Source organism: Psychrobacter sp. NPDC078929 (assembly GCF_050267985.1).
Classification (GTDB): Bacteria; Pseudomonadota; Gammaproteobacteria; order Pseudomonadales; family Moraxellaceae; genus Psychrobacter.
On record NZ_JBNNFX010000002.1, the window covers coordinates 190,177 to 206,625 of the forward strand.

At 40.7% G+C, this 16,449-nt stretch carries 13 protein-coding genes; all 13 read right to left on the minus strand.

Annotated features, from left to right (window positions below; translation table 11 throughout):
- The 13 genes from ACQKCG_RS02020 to ACQKCG_RS02080 all read right to left on the minus strand — a co-directional run bounded on the left by ACQKCG_RS02020 (nt 1) and on the right by ACQKCG_RS02080 (nt 16,392).
- The gene (locus ACQKCG_RS02020; RefSeq protein ID WP_201555906.1) at nt 1-1,200 is read right to left on the minus strand and encodes a DegT/DnrJ/EryC1/StrS family aminotransferase; all 1,200 of its coding nucleotides are present in this window, start codon (nt 1,198-1,200) and stop codon (nt 1-3) included.
- A gap of 145 nt (nt 1,201-1,345) precedes the next feature.
- Nucleotides 1,346-1,957: a sugar transferase gene (locus tag ACQKCG_RS02025; protein WP_201555908.1), complete on the minus strand. Its 612-nt coding sequence runs from the start codon at nt 1,955-1,957 to the stop codon at nt 1,346-1,348.
- A 3-nt stretch (nt 1,958-1,960) separates the two neighbouring features.
- Nucleotides 1,961-3,103, minus strand: a complete 1,143-nt coding sequence (locus tag ACQKCG_RS02030; RefSeq protein ID WP_201555910.1) for a glycosyltransferase — start codon at nt 3,101-3,103, stop codon at nt 1,961-1,963.
- A gap of 32 nt (nt 3,104-3,135) precedes the next feature.
- Nucleotides 3,136-3,999, minus strand: a complete 864-nt coding sequence (locus tag ACQKCG_RS02035) for a glycosyltransferase family 2 protein (RefSeq protein ID WP_201555911.1) — start codon at nt 3,997-3,999, stop codon at nt 3,136-3,138.
- Complete coding sequence (locus ACQKCG_RS02040) at nt 3,999-5,039, minus strand: EpsG family protein (protein ID WP_201555912.1); 1,041 nt, start codon at nt 5,037-5,039, stop codon at nt 3,999-4,001. Before ACQKCG_RS02040 ends, ACQKCG_RS02035 begins: the two co-directional genes overlap by 1 nt.
- Nucleotides 5,040-5,078: 39 nt before the next feature.
- Nucleotides 5,079-6,191, minus strand: coding sequence for a glycosyltransferase (locus ACQKCG_RS02045; RefSeq protein ID WP_227678823.1), 1,113 nt, complete (start codon nt 6,189-6,191; stop codon nt 5,079-5,081).
- 5 nt (nt 6,192-6,196) lie between these two features.
- Nucleotides 6,197-7,243, minus strand: coding sequence for a glycosyltransferase family 2 protein (locus ACQKCG_RS02050; RefSeq protein ID WP_201555913.1), 1,047 nt, complete (start codon nt 7,241-7,243; stop codon nt 6,197-6,199).
- On the minus strand, nt 7,240-8,322 hold the full coding sequence (locus ACQKCG_RS02055; RefSeq protein WP_201555914.1) for a polysaccharide pyruvyl transferase family protein: 1,083 nt from the start codon (nt 8,320-8,322) through the stop codon (nt 7,240-7,242). The genes ACQKCG_RS02050 and ACQKCG_RS02055 overlap by 4 nt, the downstream gene beginning before the upstream one ends.
- 13 nt (nt 8,323-8,335) lie before the next feature.
- A complete protein-coding gene (locus ACQKCG_RS02060) occupies nt 8,336-9,520 on the minus strand; it encodes a hypothetical protein (protein WP_201555915.1) in 1,185 nt (394 codons plus the stop codon).
- A complete protein-coding gene (locus tag ACQKCG_RS02065) occupies nt 9,507-10,529 on the minus strand; it encodes a glycosyltransferase family 2 protein (protein WP_201555916.1) in 1,023 nt (340 codons plus the stop codon). Before ACQKCG_RS02065 ends, ACQKCG_RS02060 begins: the two co-directional genes overlap by 14 nt.
- Before the next feature lie 71 nt (nt 10,530-10,600).
- A complete protein-coding gene (locus ACQKCG_RS02070; protein ID WP_201555918.1) occupies nt 10,601-11,917 on the minus strand; it encodes a lipopolysaccharide biosynthesis protein in 1,317 nt (438 codons plus the stop codon).
- Nucleotides 11,918-12,062: 145 nt separating this feature from the next.
- Entirely contained in the window at nt 12,063-14,072 is a 2,010-nt protein-coding gene (locus ACQKCG_RS02075) for a polysaccharide biosynthesis protein (RefSeq protein ID WP_201555920.1), read from the minus strand.
- A gap of 58 nt (nt 14,073-14,130) precedes the next feature.
- Nucleotides 14,131-16,392, minus strand: a complete 2,262-nt coding sequence (locus ACQKCG_RS02080; RefSeq protein ID WP_227678824.1) for a polysaccharide biosynthesis tyrosine autokinase — start codon at nt 16,390-16,392, stop codon at nt 14,131-14,133.
- Nucleotides 16,393-16,449 lie beyond the last annotated feature (57 nt).

The window sequence follows — 16,449 nt, forward strand, 5'->3', positions numbered from 1 at the left end:
TTATTTGTCCATCGAACCAAATACGCTGTCGATCGCCTGTATCGTCAGTTCAATTTCAGTCGCCGTAAGCGTAGGATGCACGAGAAACATTAGACTACTCTCTCCTAACTGCTTTGCTATTGGCAATCTAACACTTGGACGTAACCCTGTATTATCAAAGGCCTTCTCCAAATAGACTTCTGACGCAGATCCAGAGAAGCAAGGCACACCTTGATTGTTAATTGCTTCAATAATACGGTCACGTGTCCAACCAGTAGGTAGATTATCGGACTGCACATAGACATATAATTTGTAGTAAGCATGGTCAGTGTTGGAGAACTGCGCTAAATGCTCTAGTCTCGGCACGATAAGATAACCTTTGGACTCCCATTTACTGCAGGCCTCTAGTATGGCTTGCGCATTAGCAGTCCGTTTGGCTGTCCATTCATTCATTTTCTCCAGTTGAATACGCCCCAAAACGCCTTGCATCTCAGTCATACGCCAATTGGTGCCAAAGCTTTCATGCAGCCAGTTGTATCCGGGTGATTGCTCCGTTTCATAGACTGCAGCATAGCTCTTACCATGATCCTTATATGCCCACATTTTACGCCATAGCAGCTCGCTATCAGTGGTGACCATACCGCCCTCACCTCCTGTGGTCATAATCTTATCTTGGCAAAAACTCCATGCCCCAATATGACCAATACTGCCCACGCTTCGCCCTTTATATCGTGCGCCATGAGATTGTGCGCAATCTTCAATAACATATAAGCCATGCTCATCTGCCAGTGCGATAATACTGTCCATATCGCATGGCCAGCCAGCTAAATGGACGCACACGATACCTTTCGTCTTGTCGCTTAATACAGCTGTGATGGTCTCAGCAGTGATATTGCCAGTTGCTTCATCGACATCTGCAAAGATGGGGGTCGCACCTGCATTAACGATTGATGAGATACTAGCAATAAAGGTACGCGGTGTGACAATGACCTCATCACCTGCACCTATATCAAGTGCTTGTAACGCGACATCCAATGCTAGGGTACCATTGCCCAACGCTATTGCGTATTTACTACCTGTCCAGTCAGCAAACTCTCGCTCAAACTGACGACATTCTTCGCCTGTCCAATAATTGACTTTATTAGATAGTAGCACTCGACTGACAGCGTCAGCTTCATGCTGCGTAAATTTTGGCCAAGGTGAAAAAGGGGTATTTAGCATATGTTCCTCTATGGTACTTATGTCTAATGTTGTGTCACGCTCTACGATAAACTGCTCACTATGTTATTAATCTTTTTATCTCTCACGACTTTTCTAATACTTAATGTCTTTTGATTAGCTGTATTGCTATCAGCAAAGAGTACTTTTAAAGCATTTCTTTATTAATACTATTGCCCATGAATTTACTCATAGTCGCTTCACCCTCAGCACTAATACCATCTTTGATAATAACTTTTTTTACTGTTTTAAATAAAATCTTGATATCCAACCACAGCGACTGATTGTCAACATACCATGTATCCAATGCAAACCTCTCATCCCATCCAATAGCATTGCGACCATTGACTTGAGCGTAACCTGTAATACCTGGACGAACGTCGTGTCGGCGCGCTTGTTCATCATTATATAAGGGCAAATATTCCATCAATAATGGTCGCGGGCCCACTAAACTCATATCACCTTTTATGACATTCCAAAGCTCAGGCAGCTCATCAAGGCTGGTGTTACGCAGCGCTTTACCAAACGATGTCAATCGCGCGCCATCTTCCAAAGGGTTGCCATCTGCGTCTATATCATCCTTCATGGATCGAAACTTTATCATCTCAAATGGCTTGCCATACAGACCTGGACGAATCTGACGAAATAGAACAGGCGCGCCAAGATTTTTACTCACCTTATATGCAGTTGCAGCATAGACAGGAGACAGCACTACTAACGCTGTCGTTGCACCTACAATGTCAAATAGTCGTTTTATCATCTGTTAGACCTTATTTGTATGGTGTAGATAAAAATCCAAATAACTCTGCCATAGTTCTTTTTGTTCGAAGTGCTGAACCGCCCAAGCTCTCGCTTCAGAGTACTTATCTTTAAAACTGGTATCAGTGATTGCTTGTTTGATGGCTTTTGTCACGGACACAGTGTCTTTTAACTGGAACTTTTGGCCGCTGATGTCTTGTTTTACACTATCTTTTACACCCACCACATCATAGGCAAACGTTGGCACACCGCAACTAGCTGCTTCGATAGCAACATTCCCAAAACCCTCTCGGTAGCTTAAAAATAGATGCAAATCAGCACACTGAATTACCTCTTCTACTTTTGGATTGGCTGGTATATATACGCCTTTACCCTCTCTCATTATTCTATCAACGACCGACTTGCCGATGTCATCTTCGAAGTCTCCGATGAACATAAAGTGAATATTCTCTGATTTAAGGCTTTCTGATATCTCACTAATATCTTTTAGGCCTTTGTCTTCACAAATTCTACCGACAACACAAATTACAAAAGCGTCTACAGGCACTCTATACTGTCGTCTTAATTTTTGTTTTTCCATCTGTTCTACCGGTCTGAGCACATCAATATCAATACCGTTAAATGAACCATTATCGATGACACGTGCCTTATTTTTTTTCAGGAGATTCTCTGACAAGCAAACATTTACTAAGGAATCAGAAACGAATAGAACCTCATGAGAAAGACCAAAGCTAAGTTGATCAAGACTCTGAAAAGCGCGCTTCTTTAGGCCTGAAAAATTCTCATAGGCTCGTCCCACACTAAAAGCAACTCTTCTCTTTTGCATAGTGAGTGCGCTGGCTATGCTTCCTAACAATAAAGCCTTTGGTGTTAAATAAACCACAATATCAAATCGTCTAGTAAACAGGTAACGAGTCAATAGCACTAATGACTTGGCATCTTGTACTACAGAAGGCTTGCGCTGAAAATTTAAATCAACTACTTCTCCTAGATTACGAGCTCGTAAAATATCTAGCTGCTCTCTACTACCGCCACAGATTAACGTAATCTCAAAGTTTGAAGAGTCTCTAATATATTCAAGCTGATTGCGATATAACACATTAAAAGAAACGGCGTCCGTCATAATAAAGCATATTTTTGGTTTCATTTAAGCACCTCATTATTACTTCATTGATAAATTTATTCAGCAACCAAACCATTAACAACCGCTTGATGGTTTTCTTGGAGCTCCTCGGACATCGTTATTTTGTTTCTCTTATTGGCTATTTTTTGCAAGAGCCCTAGCGAGTCTAATAACCTTACCGCGCCTACTTTTGCTTCTAACTTAGCACTGTCGACGATATTGGTTTTTTTATACTCACTATATGTTGTAAGACTATCTTTGTAAGATCGAACGATTTTTGCCAATGATAGATTACCCTCTTCTCTATAGTAATAGAGCAAGTCTGGGAGCACAGCTAAGCGCAAATCCTGTTTGGATATGGCTCTGCACCACAGGTCATAGTCTTCAGATCGTGGATAGTTCTCATTGTATCTATTACGCTCATACCAGCTTTTTTTTGCCAAAATAGACGCATGGACAATGGGATATGCAGTCTCCACACTCTCAAATTTTGCATATAAATCGTCTACATGACGACAGCCATACACTTTGTTTTGAGCATCAATAGATACTACGCCAGTCGACACCAAGTCGTAACTGGGATTGTCCTTTAGAAAGCTTATTTGAATAGCCAATCTATCTGGATGAATGAGGTCATCAGCATCCATACGGGCAATGTAATCATATTTTGATTCATCAATAAGCTGGTTCAGACGAGCAGGCAGTTTCTTGTTGGAACCATCAGATATCACTCTTATTCTGCTATCAATCTTCTCAAACTGTTTGGCTATTGCTAGCGAGTTGTCTGTAGAACCATCATCTATCAAGATAAGCTCCCACAGCTCGTGTGTCTGCGCCCATATCGACTTTATGGCTGTTGCCAAATAGGCTTCAGCGTTATAGATAGGAATGCCAATTGAGATATAAGCGTGACTTTTCATCAGAACACCTCAAACATAGGATTGATAATATAAGGACTCAGATCGCTGAACTTTGATGTCGTCAATATGAAATACGCAAGGAAGATAAACACACTGATGATATAGACATAAATGTTATTTATCTTTTTCAAAACCACTGGCAGTAACAAAACCAAAGTCCATGTGAAATACGAAATGATTCTTTGCGGCCCTGAGGCGCTCGTACCTAACAGCGCTAGCGGTATGACAAAAACCACGCCTGATGCATAAAACATCAATAGCTGTTGAAAACTTTTGTCTCTGATTTTATATACATAGCTCGCAATAATGATGAGAAGCATAAGGGCTGTGTAAAACCCAAGTGTCAAAAACCCGCCCGACTCTTCAGATACTTTTGCATAGTCTTCATATCGATCATTAGTAGATGAAATATAAGATACGAGTAACCTACTAACGAATAACGACCCAAAAAATGTCGCAAATATTTTATAAGCTGGCTTCACTCTCAAATTTACAATGAAATAAAATGGAATGATAAATAAAGCCGTGATATGAAAAAGTGATGCAATGGCACATATCAATAGATAAGGAAAAAACCGTTTCTCTAATAGGTAAGGAATAGCCAACGTAAACAAAGCCATTGCGATTCCTTGACGCAACCCATTGAATGAAAAGGTATAAACACCTAGCGTAATAAACAGAAATACAGAGAGCCAATAGTTCACACTGTATCTTTTGATGACTTTTAAATAACAATAGACGATAATCAAACTGGTGATAATTAGTAGCCAAAAATAGTTATTCGTCACATGCAGTAATGAATACTCAAATAACTGGTAACCGTACTCAACATCTTCATTGAATCTAAAGGACTCAGGACTCAATTTGTTATTAAAATTTCTGGTATAGTTTGCAGTATCCGTACCGACCCAATAACTACGACCGCCTGCGAACAGCGCTAAAGTAATTAAAGGCAGCCAAAAAGACGTACGATTGAGAGATTTTTTCTCCAGTACTATCCAGAAAACAACAAGGCTAAGGACCAACAGATAAGGAAGCATTTAACCCTCTATAAAGTAGCTGAATATTAAGTAAAAGCCTTATCGCATATTCAAATACATTTGCGTTAACTTCTGCGAATTGGTTGCGGCGCTAAAACCATGTACATTTAGCGCATTCATTATTTCTGCTTCATTGGATATTGGAGGCTGAAAACTCAGCAAACTATCCACCCAAACATTGGCTGACTGTATAGGCAAAAAACATACAAGTCCAAGTCCTAAATCTACTTCAGGTGATACTTGATCAGAAACTAATGCCATAAGTCCTACTGTCTGGCTTTCTACTAAGACCACTGGGAAACCTTCATGCAGGGATGGCATAATCATATAGTCAGCGCTGGCCATTAACTCAGTAATATCAGTACGCATACCCAAAAACTTAATATTACCCCCTAAGGTTTGCTCTTTCACTTGTCGTCTTAATTTATCTTCCAATGGACCTTGTCCAACGATATATAAGGTAAAGTCGATCTGACGTTTTTTCAGCTGCTCAGCGATTTCTAAAGAAAACTGATGGTTTTTAACCTCATTGAGACGACCAACTTGGATGATTTTTAACCCTTCATCTCCAAGTCTTTTAGCACCAAACTCCTGATTGATATAATGCCGTGATTGGTTAGCGACTGATATCATCTTCTGTATATCAACAGCATTGGGCAGTAGCCACACATCTTTTGTAGTACCAAATAGGTAGTTTGCAGCATGATCACCGCAGCTGATTCTCTTAGTAGCCAATGTACGATTGGTAATTAATGCCCATTGTTCATATATTTTTTTAATAATATTGGTTTTACCATTACTGGTGCTATGAGAGTGAGAAATGCGATGCGGCACGCCAGCACCTTTAGCAGCCAACAGATGAAAGGCATTGTTTAATAGCATATGAGCATGAACGATTTGATAATCAGGCTGCTGTTTAAGGAATTTTTTAAGTTTGAGCATGCGCGTTAATGAATGACCAGCTAAAATCGGTATAACCCTACCGCCCAACGCTGTTATCTCAGCATCATAGTCGCCGATCTCGTTGGTAAAAGTGACAAAATCAAACTGAATCTGGCTATGATCTATATGACGATATAAATTCATAAGCATGGTCTCTGCCCCAGCACGATCCATTTTTCCCACTATGTGCAGCACTCTTCGGATAGTCATATCATTTACCTTTTAAGAAACATAAAGCCAACTTTGCTTCTCATAACTATTTCCAATTTGCTTCCTTTTAGTTTTGCTTCTTTCTCTAGTGCTTGACGAAGCACCTGCATTATAGGCAGCGCAATTTGGCTTGGCATACGTACTATATTGCTGATCAATATATTCCTTAACGTCCACTTATTCTGATAACCTTTTAGTCGTAGCGCTTTATCTGCTTTTTTAGCTTGTACTAATGCCTTTACTAAATACTCATTGTCTATACGGGTGAGAATGCTCCAATGACTCTGTCTGATTTTATTGGCAAGTATCTTTTTAACGTCATCCGCTTGATAGTCTTCTACTAGACTCATGACTTTTGAATGAATAATAAATAGGTCTAATAGCTTTTTATCTGTTGAACCCGTAATCGACGTGCCTCGCTGTCTATACAGGTAAAAATTAATAGGCAACTGATATCTAACCTTAGTAGATAAGCCAAGATGCCAATGGAAAGGCCAATCCTCATAATACAAACCCACTGGAAAATTTAGAGAAGCCGTTTGCACGACACTAGATTTAATAAATTTTAGCCACGCAAAATGCGGTAGGCTGAAATACGAATCTTCTATCTTGGTTGTCTCGGATACCAAGCTAGCAGCTGGATACGGTAGTTCATTCTCTGCTGCTCCCTCTCTAAACGGTGCAAAACCATATGTCACTACTTCTGCATTCGTAGTAAGAGCACAATCTACACAAGCTGCTACTAAGCGAGTATCTACAATGTCATCGGAATCCACAAACATCATATAATCGCCTACTGCAGATTTAATACCAGTATTGCGAGCAGCAGAAAGACCACTGTTTTTATTATGTTGAATGACTCTGATACGCTTATCTGTGAGATGTAAGGCAAGCGCTTGTTTTGAATTATCAGTAGAGCAATCTTCAACGACAATAATTTCAATATTCTTATAGGTTTGCTGCTTGATAGATTCTAAGCACGCGTCGATATATAGTGCGACGTTATATACTGGCACGATAATGCTCACTAATGGCTCTGCTATGCTAGTCATATAATCACCACCGATTTTTCTAAATCATGGTATTCATTGATATGAACGGTTGACTCAGTCATGGTGCCATGAGACAGGTATAGCAGTTTGTCGATATGTTTCGAAATCTCAGCAACCTCATCTAATTCTAAAAACACAAGTCTTGGATGGTTACGTAACCAGTCTAACTGCGTTTGCCTTATCTTATGATTGGAGTTCGGCAATACCAAGCAAGGTGTACCCGATAGTAAACATAAAATCATGCCATGTAGGCGGTCAGTCACGACCAATTTTGCAGCACGAAACTGGCTAAGCTTGTCAGTCAATAATTTTTTGCAATGTGCTTCGTCCAATTGAGAGCCGCCAGCATGAGTATCTGTCTTTTCAATATGATAGCCAGTATCTGCTAAGGCTTTGTCTATCATTGCATACTGCTCACCTGATAGCGCAGCTTCCTTGTCATCTCGTAAGCATCGCAGAATAGTTGAAGACTCTACGTCATTTGTCGTCCCAAGTACTGCTGCGTTTGCACTCATAACGATATCTGGCACAAGACCAACATGGACATTGCTATACTCAGCAAAAAGCTTGATAAGTTTGGCCGCTGTCATCGACTCTCTAGCGAAAATGTGTATATCTGGATGCTTGGCGTAGACCTTTACGATACGATGCAATGCTCGCTTAGACTTAGCAGAATCACTCCAATCCAATGTCTGAGGAAAACAAACAATGCGATTCGCAGGAAACGTATTGATAACTAATTGGCGCAGCTCTTCAATATCAGGATACGAGCTACCCATATTGCCTCCCCCAATAATAGTGACAATATCCCTCTGTTGTATTTGTTGTTTAATCGAATTAAGCACCAATCTGGTTTGACTAATAGGAACACTGACAACTTCATAATCAGTCATCACATGTTGCAAATATTGCTTTTGAGCATAAGAGATAGCAATATCACCAATATTGCCGTAGTCAGCTGCCAGAAAAATGAAGCATCGATTACTACTAGGTAAAGGCAAATCTCGCGCGCCCATATAAGTAACTAAGTGTTTTTTTAGTCTAAGTGGTATGAGCTTTTTTATGGCGGTAGTATTCATTTTTGACACTCCCCTATTTATTTCTCATTAACATCTTTTTCACCCACATACGACGCCCTGAGCCTTCAGGGAATAAAAAAGCCAACGGAGGACCTCGTTTAATAACTTTTTGAACCTGCTCTACCCACTTATCGTCTATACCTACAGCTATCATCTCGTCGCAAATACGTTCCCACTCCAAAACTATAAAACTACTAGATAATCTCATATTTTTAAGAATTTCTTTGTTAAGTGGAGAGCTAAAACAAACAGGATCTGATATACCAGCAACTAAGAAGTTAAGACGTGTTCTAACACATTTTTCACAGCGACCGCAGTTACGATTACTTTCAGCACCCTCCCAACAAACCCTTAGGTTGCTCACTCCGCTTGACCACCTTGAAATAATTTTAATTTTCTCTGATCGGTCAAAACCACACCCATCATGCATAATTTTAAATTCTCCAGAACTTAGCATAGGGTCTAGCATTGGATGATCTCCCATAGGCGTAAACAACTCATTGTATGAAGGCCCACTTGCAATGAGACCAGTTCCTGCATACTTACTAAAAGCACATAAGACCGACGCAAGAGCGGAACCAAAGTAATTTTCCCAATTAATATCCCAAAGTTCACGTATATTAGTACGCACAATAAACAGGCTCAGCTGCAGATCTTTTAATGCACGATTTGCCAGACATTGGGCACCAGAGAATCCTTTTTTATCAGAAATCGAAATATCAAAACCATGTATAAAAATACCAGCTTTGAGTAACTGTGTGCCATATCTTACTTTACCTGTAGCATGGCGATAAGCGGAAAACTGAGCATCAGCGCCACCAGAAAATGCTAAAATAGATCCCTCCACTCGTCCTTCTTTTTCTCTAACCCTTTCAACTTCTATATCCACTAAGAAAAACTGCTCTGGGCACCACTTCTTCCAGACATGTTGCAGCTCAGTAAGATTAGCAAGTAACTCACTAGAGACACTACCATGGACAATAATATTAGCTTTCATTTGCATGGCTGGTAGTAATACAGCAAGCAAGTAAGAGTCACAGTTGTGGTCCTCTGGCAAAGATAGCTCAGTCGGATATAAAAACCATAGCTCTTTCTCGATAATTGTGTCGTTTACTGTTGTCTGCTGGATCAAGCAAGACCGCTTCTGCGCACTATCTTCAATCTTTAGAACTTGAGGAAACAAATCAATCTTGAGCATAGTCATTCACCTTTTCTTTATACCAAGAAATTTGAAGCAGCATCAGTGTCATAACATACCAACGCTGCGAAAAACATGAAATCAAGATGCGAATACCTCGTGCTGGATGTCGTTGATAATAATGCGGCAAACAGTTTTGATAAACGAAAGACTGGCGTATTTTAATTAGCTCTGCACGACGCTTTTTCATATCAATATGCACCAAATTATTAAGTAAATAGGGCAGCATATGCTCAACATAGCTACGAGCAAAGTCTGAGAAAAGCACTTGCTTTTCAATAGAGCTGGTAGGCCAATCGTATGCTTTGACTCTAGCACTATAATGCGCTTCAATGGACTCTAAAAGATCGGGTTTATAATGTGAGCTTGTCAAAGAAGTCATACTTTCATAGTAATTATATGGACAATCTGGCACCACAGATAAGTGGCTAGCCTTACTCAAACACTCGACATTGAAAATTGAATCTTCACCAAACTTGACATCGCAATTGAATCTCAAACCTTCTATTAAATTCCTACTATAGACCTTAGTACAAGCGTACCAATATATATTTCTGTGTTCGGTCCCTTTCAATTGTATCTTATTAATTTCTTGTCTAGAGTATTCAGCTAAATCGTTCTCTCTTTCGATGATTGAGCCATCTAGCATCACACGCTTATGACCGAAAACCAACATCTCAACATTTGAAGTAATAGCTTTTTCAACCACAAAGTCAAAATACCAATCATCAATGGTGTCATCTGCATCTATAAACGTGATGTAGTTACCACTTGCAATATCAAGCCCAGTATTACGAGCGTCTGCCACGCCGCCATTTTTTTGATATATCACCGTTATCCATGCCCTATCACTTTCCCAGCTATGCAATAACCTAGCTGTTTCATCTTTAGAACCGTCGTCAATGATTATCAACTCAATCTCATGGTTTTTCTTAGCTGTTTCAATACTATCAATGCACCGATCAATAGTAGCGGCGGCGTTAAACGCGGGAATAATAACTGATATCATATGGAACCTCTTAAGGTGAAATCTCTAGAAATTATCCTGTAAGTTGCTTGGAATAACTAAAGGCAATCAGCCTATCGCTTCATTTCGTAAGCATCATTTAGCTGCCGAAAAGCGACATAAACGATAGATAAACTAAGCAAGACCCCAACAAATGAGAACAGGGCAATGGCGACCATATCTGACTCAAAAACGTAAAAACCTATATACAACGCTGCAGCACGAAATGTCACTGCAAAAATCTCTCTAATCAAAAGAAAGCGCTGCAAACGTAATGCTGGCAATGCTGCAGTACTCGCACCCGACACCAAGCTGGTCAAAAGCCAAATAGAAAGCCACTGTGAATAACTACCTGCTAATGCCCACTCTGCGCCAAACACTAAAGAAAAAAGATAATCGCCAAAAACGAACACTGTACCGAATGGAACAATACCAACCACCAATAGAATTACCGTCACTTTTAATAAAAATTGATAAGCTTCTGGTGACTTTGCTGTGATCGCACGCGTAATCTTAGGATAGAAAACCTCTCCAACAGCTTGGCCTAGCAACATCGCTGGTGCACCAAGTACAAGAATAGCCAACGAATACTGCCCAGCAGAAGAAGCACTAAATAGTGATGCTAACAAGATAGTTGGCAACCCTACTGAAGCAGCATTAAGCATACTCTGTGGCATGCGATATATGGCAAAGTCACGCTGAGATATAGCGGCGTTACGGATACCAATCGTGCCAAACCAATTTCGGACATTTAATACACCAATCCTAGGCACACGGAGCATTTGCATTATAAAATTCGTGATCTGCCCTGCTATCGTTAATAAAATAAGCAACATACCAGAGGGGGCCCACATACCCCCTATCAACTTACTGGTATCTGTCACAAGCTTGCTCTCTACATATGCACGAGCTTTGGCTTTAAACAAACCTACCCTGATAGCAGACTGATCAGCAACAGATAGAAACGCGCCAGCCAATAGCGTCAACGGTATGAGATACAACATATATGGTGCACTTTCCATACCCGTCCATCGTGCCAAATAAACATTGCCGAAATAGACAGCGATGAACGCTATAGCCGCTATAAACAAACTGAGCAATACAGACAATCTGATAATGGCAGCGGCATCCTCGTCACTGTCAGGCATCACAATGGCATTGGCATAACCCATGGTCGCAATCGGAGTAATAATACTGATGACTGCGGCAAATGCGGCAGCGATACCAAAATCTTCAGGACTATATAATCTGGTGAGAAACGGCATAAAGACCATAGCGATTGCCTGACCAGCAGCAATACCGCCGCCAACCATGGCCACATCTCGTACAAAGTGACTGGCTTTCAATCGACTGATTACGCTCTGTATCGATAAAAACACTTCAGAGGCCATTACTCATCATCCAATTTGGTATGTCACAGCATTTATATAAATCATCATATCCTAAACAATCTTACCAATAAATGATTTCATCATCTCTTCAATATCAACCTTATCACCGCTATTTAATACCCTTACTTAGTATCATTACTACTACTTAACCGACCACCTCTAACTGCTCTACATCTGTCTTTGTGACATCAGCTTCATCGCCTTCTCGGTAGCCTTCAACGAAGGTCCTAAACTGTGCTTTCAACCATTCAATATCGTGCCGCTTTGATCTTTCGATAAACTCAAACAAGATAGCTTCGATGTCTTCCAATGGAAAACTATGCTCCATTGCTTGCATAATGAGTGGATGAAACGTGGTTTCTATGTTGTCGGCACCAATGATTAACTCTTCATAGAGCTTTTCACCTGGTCTCAATCCAGTAAACACAATTTCGATATCACCATTAGGGTTCCTCGCATCTTTTAGCTCGCACCCTGTCAGACGAATCATACGTTTTGCAAGATCCACAATTTTGACGGGCGCACCCATATCAAGCACAAATACTTCACCACCGAACGCCATAGCCCCTGCTTGAATAACTAAACTGGCCGCTTCTGGTATGGTCATAAAGTAGCGCGTGATGTCTGGATGGGTGATGGTAATCGGACCACCCTGCTCAATTTGTTTGGTAAAAAGTGGTACCACAGAGCCTGATGAACCTAAGACATTACCGAAACGCACCATACTAAAACACGTATGACTATTGCTTTGGCTCAGTCCTTGGCAGACAAGCTCAGCCAAGCGTTTGGAGGCTCCCATCACGTTGGTCGGCCGCACTGCTTTGTCAGTAGAGATCAGTACAAACGTATCAACATGAGCCCTTATCGCAGCACAAGCACAATGATAGGTACCTTTAGTATTGTTGATTGTGCCTTCAAATGGATTGGACTCGACAATCGGTACATGTTTGTATGCAGCAGCGTGATAAATCGTTTTTATATGGTATTTTTCGAATATATTGATTAATTTTTTTTCGTTACCCACGCTTCCAATGATGCTGACAATCTCAGTATCTTGATATTCAATATTACTAATGACATTACTAGCGACAAGGCTTCTAAGCTCTTGATCAATTGTGTACAAGGCATATTCAGACTGCTCGTATAATACCAAACATGCAGGTTTATTTTTCATGATTTGTCTGCATAACTCACTTCCAATAGAACCTCCTGCCCCTGTCACGAGTACGTTTTTACCCGTAATGTTTTTTTGGAGGAGCTCAGCAACTGGTTCGACAGTCTCTCTTTCAAGCACATCTAATATATCGACTGGCCGTATATGGCTGACTGTTACGATCTCATCAGCAAGCTCTCGTAAGCTCGGTAAATCTTTTAATTTGACAGAAACGCCTGACAGGCTATCCATAATCTGTTTTTTACGACCACGGCTCATAGAAGGTATTGCCAAAATCACTTGCGCGACATTTAATTTTTCTATCAACCAAGGTAGCGCATGAGCGGCATATATTTTTTTACCATGTAAATAAGCCCCTATCAGCTGCGGATCATCATCGATATATGCCACTACATTGTATTTATGAGAATGTCTCAAGCTCTCTAATAGCTCTCTACCAGCCGATCCTGCACCATAAATAATCACGTTATCACAGCAACTATCTAGGCGATCTTGACTGTCTGGTTTCTGTAGTCGATTCAGCAACCCGCGAATCATTAGCCGACTGTTCCATAACCAAATAAAAAATAAGAACAAAAATATGATTGGCGCTGAGCGCGGCATCATTGATACTGGGTTCACATAAATGATGAACTGATAAACGATAATAAGTAATAAAAACAACTGTAGTACTCGACCCATCGCCGCATCGAAAAATCCTCTAGAGGCGCCTCTATAAAAGCCAATCAGATATAAGCTGACGACAGGTATCAATGCATAAAAAGCCAACACCATAGGGCCAATTTGATCATCGACATAACCCTGACGCAGTGCCAATGCCGCTACCAAGCAAAGGACAGCAATTGAAAAGTCGATGCCAAATAAGATAGAGCATTTAGCAAAGCGTGGTAAGGCTAATAAAAACAGCGTCATACGCTTCGACCATCGATTGATATCGCTTGGCGTGTGATAAGCATTGTTAGACTCTGTTTTTATAAACATAAGATCCACCTACTTAAGTTATGTCGCTCGTTTGCCATGGACAATGGACAGTAACTAACTACGAATTGTGTCCATAAGCATAATGGTAGTGATAGCTGTACCTGTTCAAGATACTTTGCTGTATGTCATTTAAGATGATGCCATCTACTTGTACGTTTGCTTTACTCATCTGTTTGATGGCATAGACCAGCTGGCCTTCTACTGAATGATCAAATTTGGTGACGATCAGTACTTTGTCTGCGTGCTGTGCCAGCACCATGGCATCTGATGCAGCCAAAATAGGTGGCGCATCGATAACGATATAGTCGTACTTCGTTTTGAGCGCTGCCATCAAATGATTGAACCTCTCTCCTATCAATAACGAAGTCGGATTATGCGACGGTCGTCCCCGCGATATAAGGTCGATATGCTCCATACCAGTCGGCTGAATAAAGCTCTCAAGGTTTAACTTAGTCATATCACTATCTAATCGAGGCTCATTATCTGTTAGAGAGCTATCTTTATCCTGCAGTAAGTAGTCTGTGAGACCACTGTCTGGACTCATACCAAACATTTTGTGCAGCTCTCCTAAACGCATATCTCCATCGATAATCAGCACTTTTTTGTCAAGCTGTGCAAATACTTCAGATAAATTGGCCGTAATAAAAGATTTACCGACACCTGGGCTTTCTCCAGTGATTAATATGGTCTGAGCAGAATTTTTATCTACTGTCTTCGGCGTCTTACCGAATAAAAGGTTTGTCCGTAAATTTTTAATTGCTTCATAGCTCAAGCCGTTGTGATCAACATGAGCAAGCATCCGACCAGTATTTTTTTTGTTCCTACCTAACTTAGATATCGAGGTCGAACGTGGAATCGTTGCAATGACAGGAATTCCCGTTTTAGACTCTAGATGCTCTGGGTCCTTCACGACATTTCTAATTAAGTTTCTGATTAAAACCAGCATTACCCCAAGTACAGTACCTACGAGTAGCGCCAGCAGCATAATTTGGAATTTGTTTGGTGCAATGGCATCGAAGGTACTGGTCGGTCTATCTAGAATACGGGCATAACCAACCTGACCAGCTCTAACGATTTTTAGTTGTTCATAATTTTTGAGCAGCGTGAGGTAAATCTCTCTATTAATGGCTGTATCTTCTGATAATTTTAAGAACTCTCGCTGTATTTCAGGCAGTCCTGCCACTGTGCTACCTATCGCTCCTATTCGACTGTTGAGGACTTTTAGTTGCTCATTAATCTGGATAACGAGTGGGTGTTCATTGGTATAGTAAGTCGTTAAATCTGCTCGCTTTAATTTGAGATCATTGAGCTGCTCATCGATTCGAGACTTTTCATTTAGTAACAGCTCAGCTTCTTTACCTACATCGATGGTGCCGTGCTTTTTACGAAATTCATTGAACTGAGCTTCAGAGGCGTCTAATTTTTCTTTTAACGCTGGAATCTGCGTTTCCATGAAAGCCAATGTTTTGGTCGTTTCTTCCGTACCACGAGATTGGTTTTGATCGATATAAGACTGGACTATCTGATCAAGTGTGGTCGTGATTTGCTGTTGGTTTGTGCCTGTCATCGACAGCTGAATAATATTGGTTTTATCGCCTTTTTCTTCCACAGACAATGCGCTATTCATTGCATCTGTCGTGGTCTTTAAGGTCTGCTGAGTGATGCCAATAGGATAACCGTCTGCAGGTAGCTCAGTCACCGTAATGTTAATCTCACCGTTTACCCCATTAAACTGATGCGGCTGACCCAATTGTCCTTTGAAATCATCTAGTCCATTACTCAAGACAAATCCTGTGTCAGACTGTGACAGCGTAAAAGACTGGTTTAAATACGCTGGTGAAACATCGAACTGATTGATTTGTACGGAACCGTTTTTTGTGCTCAAAGACACACCATCATTTGTGTTCAACTGAGTATTAATGCGGTCGTTTGTTATTTTATCGAGATAGCCAATATTAGGATCGGTCAGCTTGATGTCTAGATGTAGCATATCGACGACTGGCTCTAGTATCATCCGAGACCGTATGAGCTCGGCTTCTGCCTCAGCCTTGCTGACTTCTTCTCCGACCAACTCTGAGATGTTTGCACCAAGCGCCTCGACTCCTTGGGAGTTTTCTTCAATTTGGATCAGCGCATCAGACTTGAAGGTCGGATTAATATAACGTGTATAGAAAAATCCTATTAAGAGTCCGATTGCTGCCATGAGCGCTATGACTTTCCAGCCACGCAACAAAACCAAAACCAGCGCTGTTAAGTCGATGTTGTCATTGTCGTTGTCACCCTTAGGTGTCGATAGGTCTTTTGAATCTATATTATTCATAACCATATACCCATTATTCAATGTTAATCGCTTAATAGCTTTCGCTTAGCTCCAAGA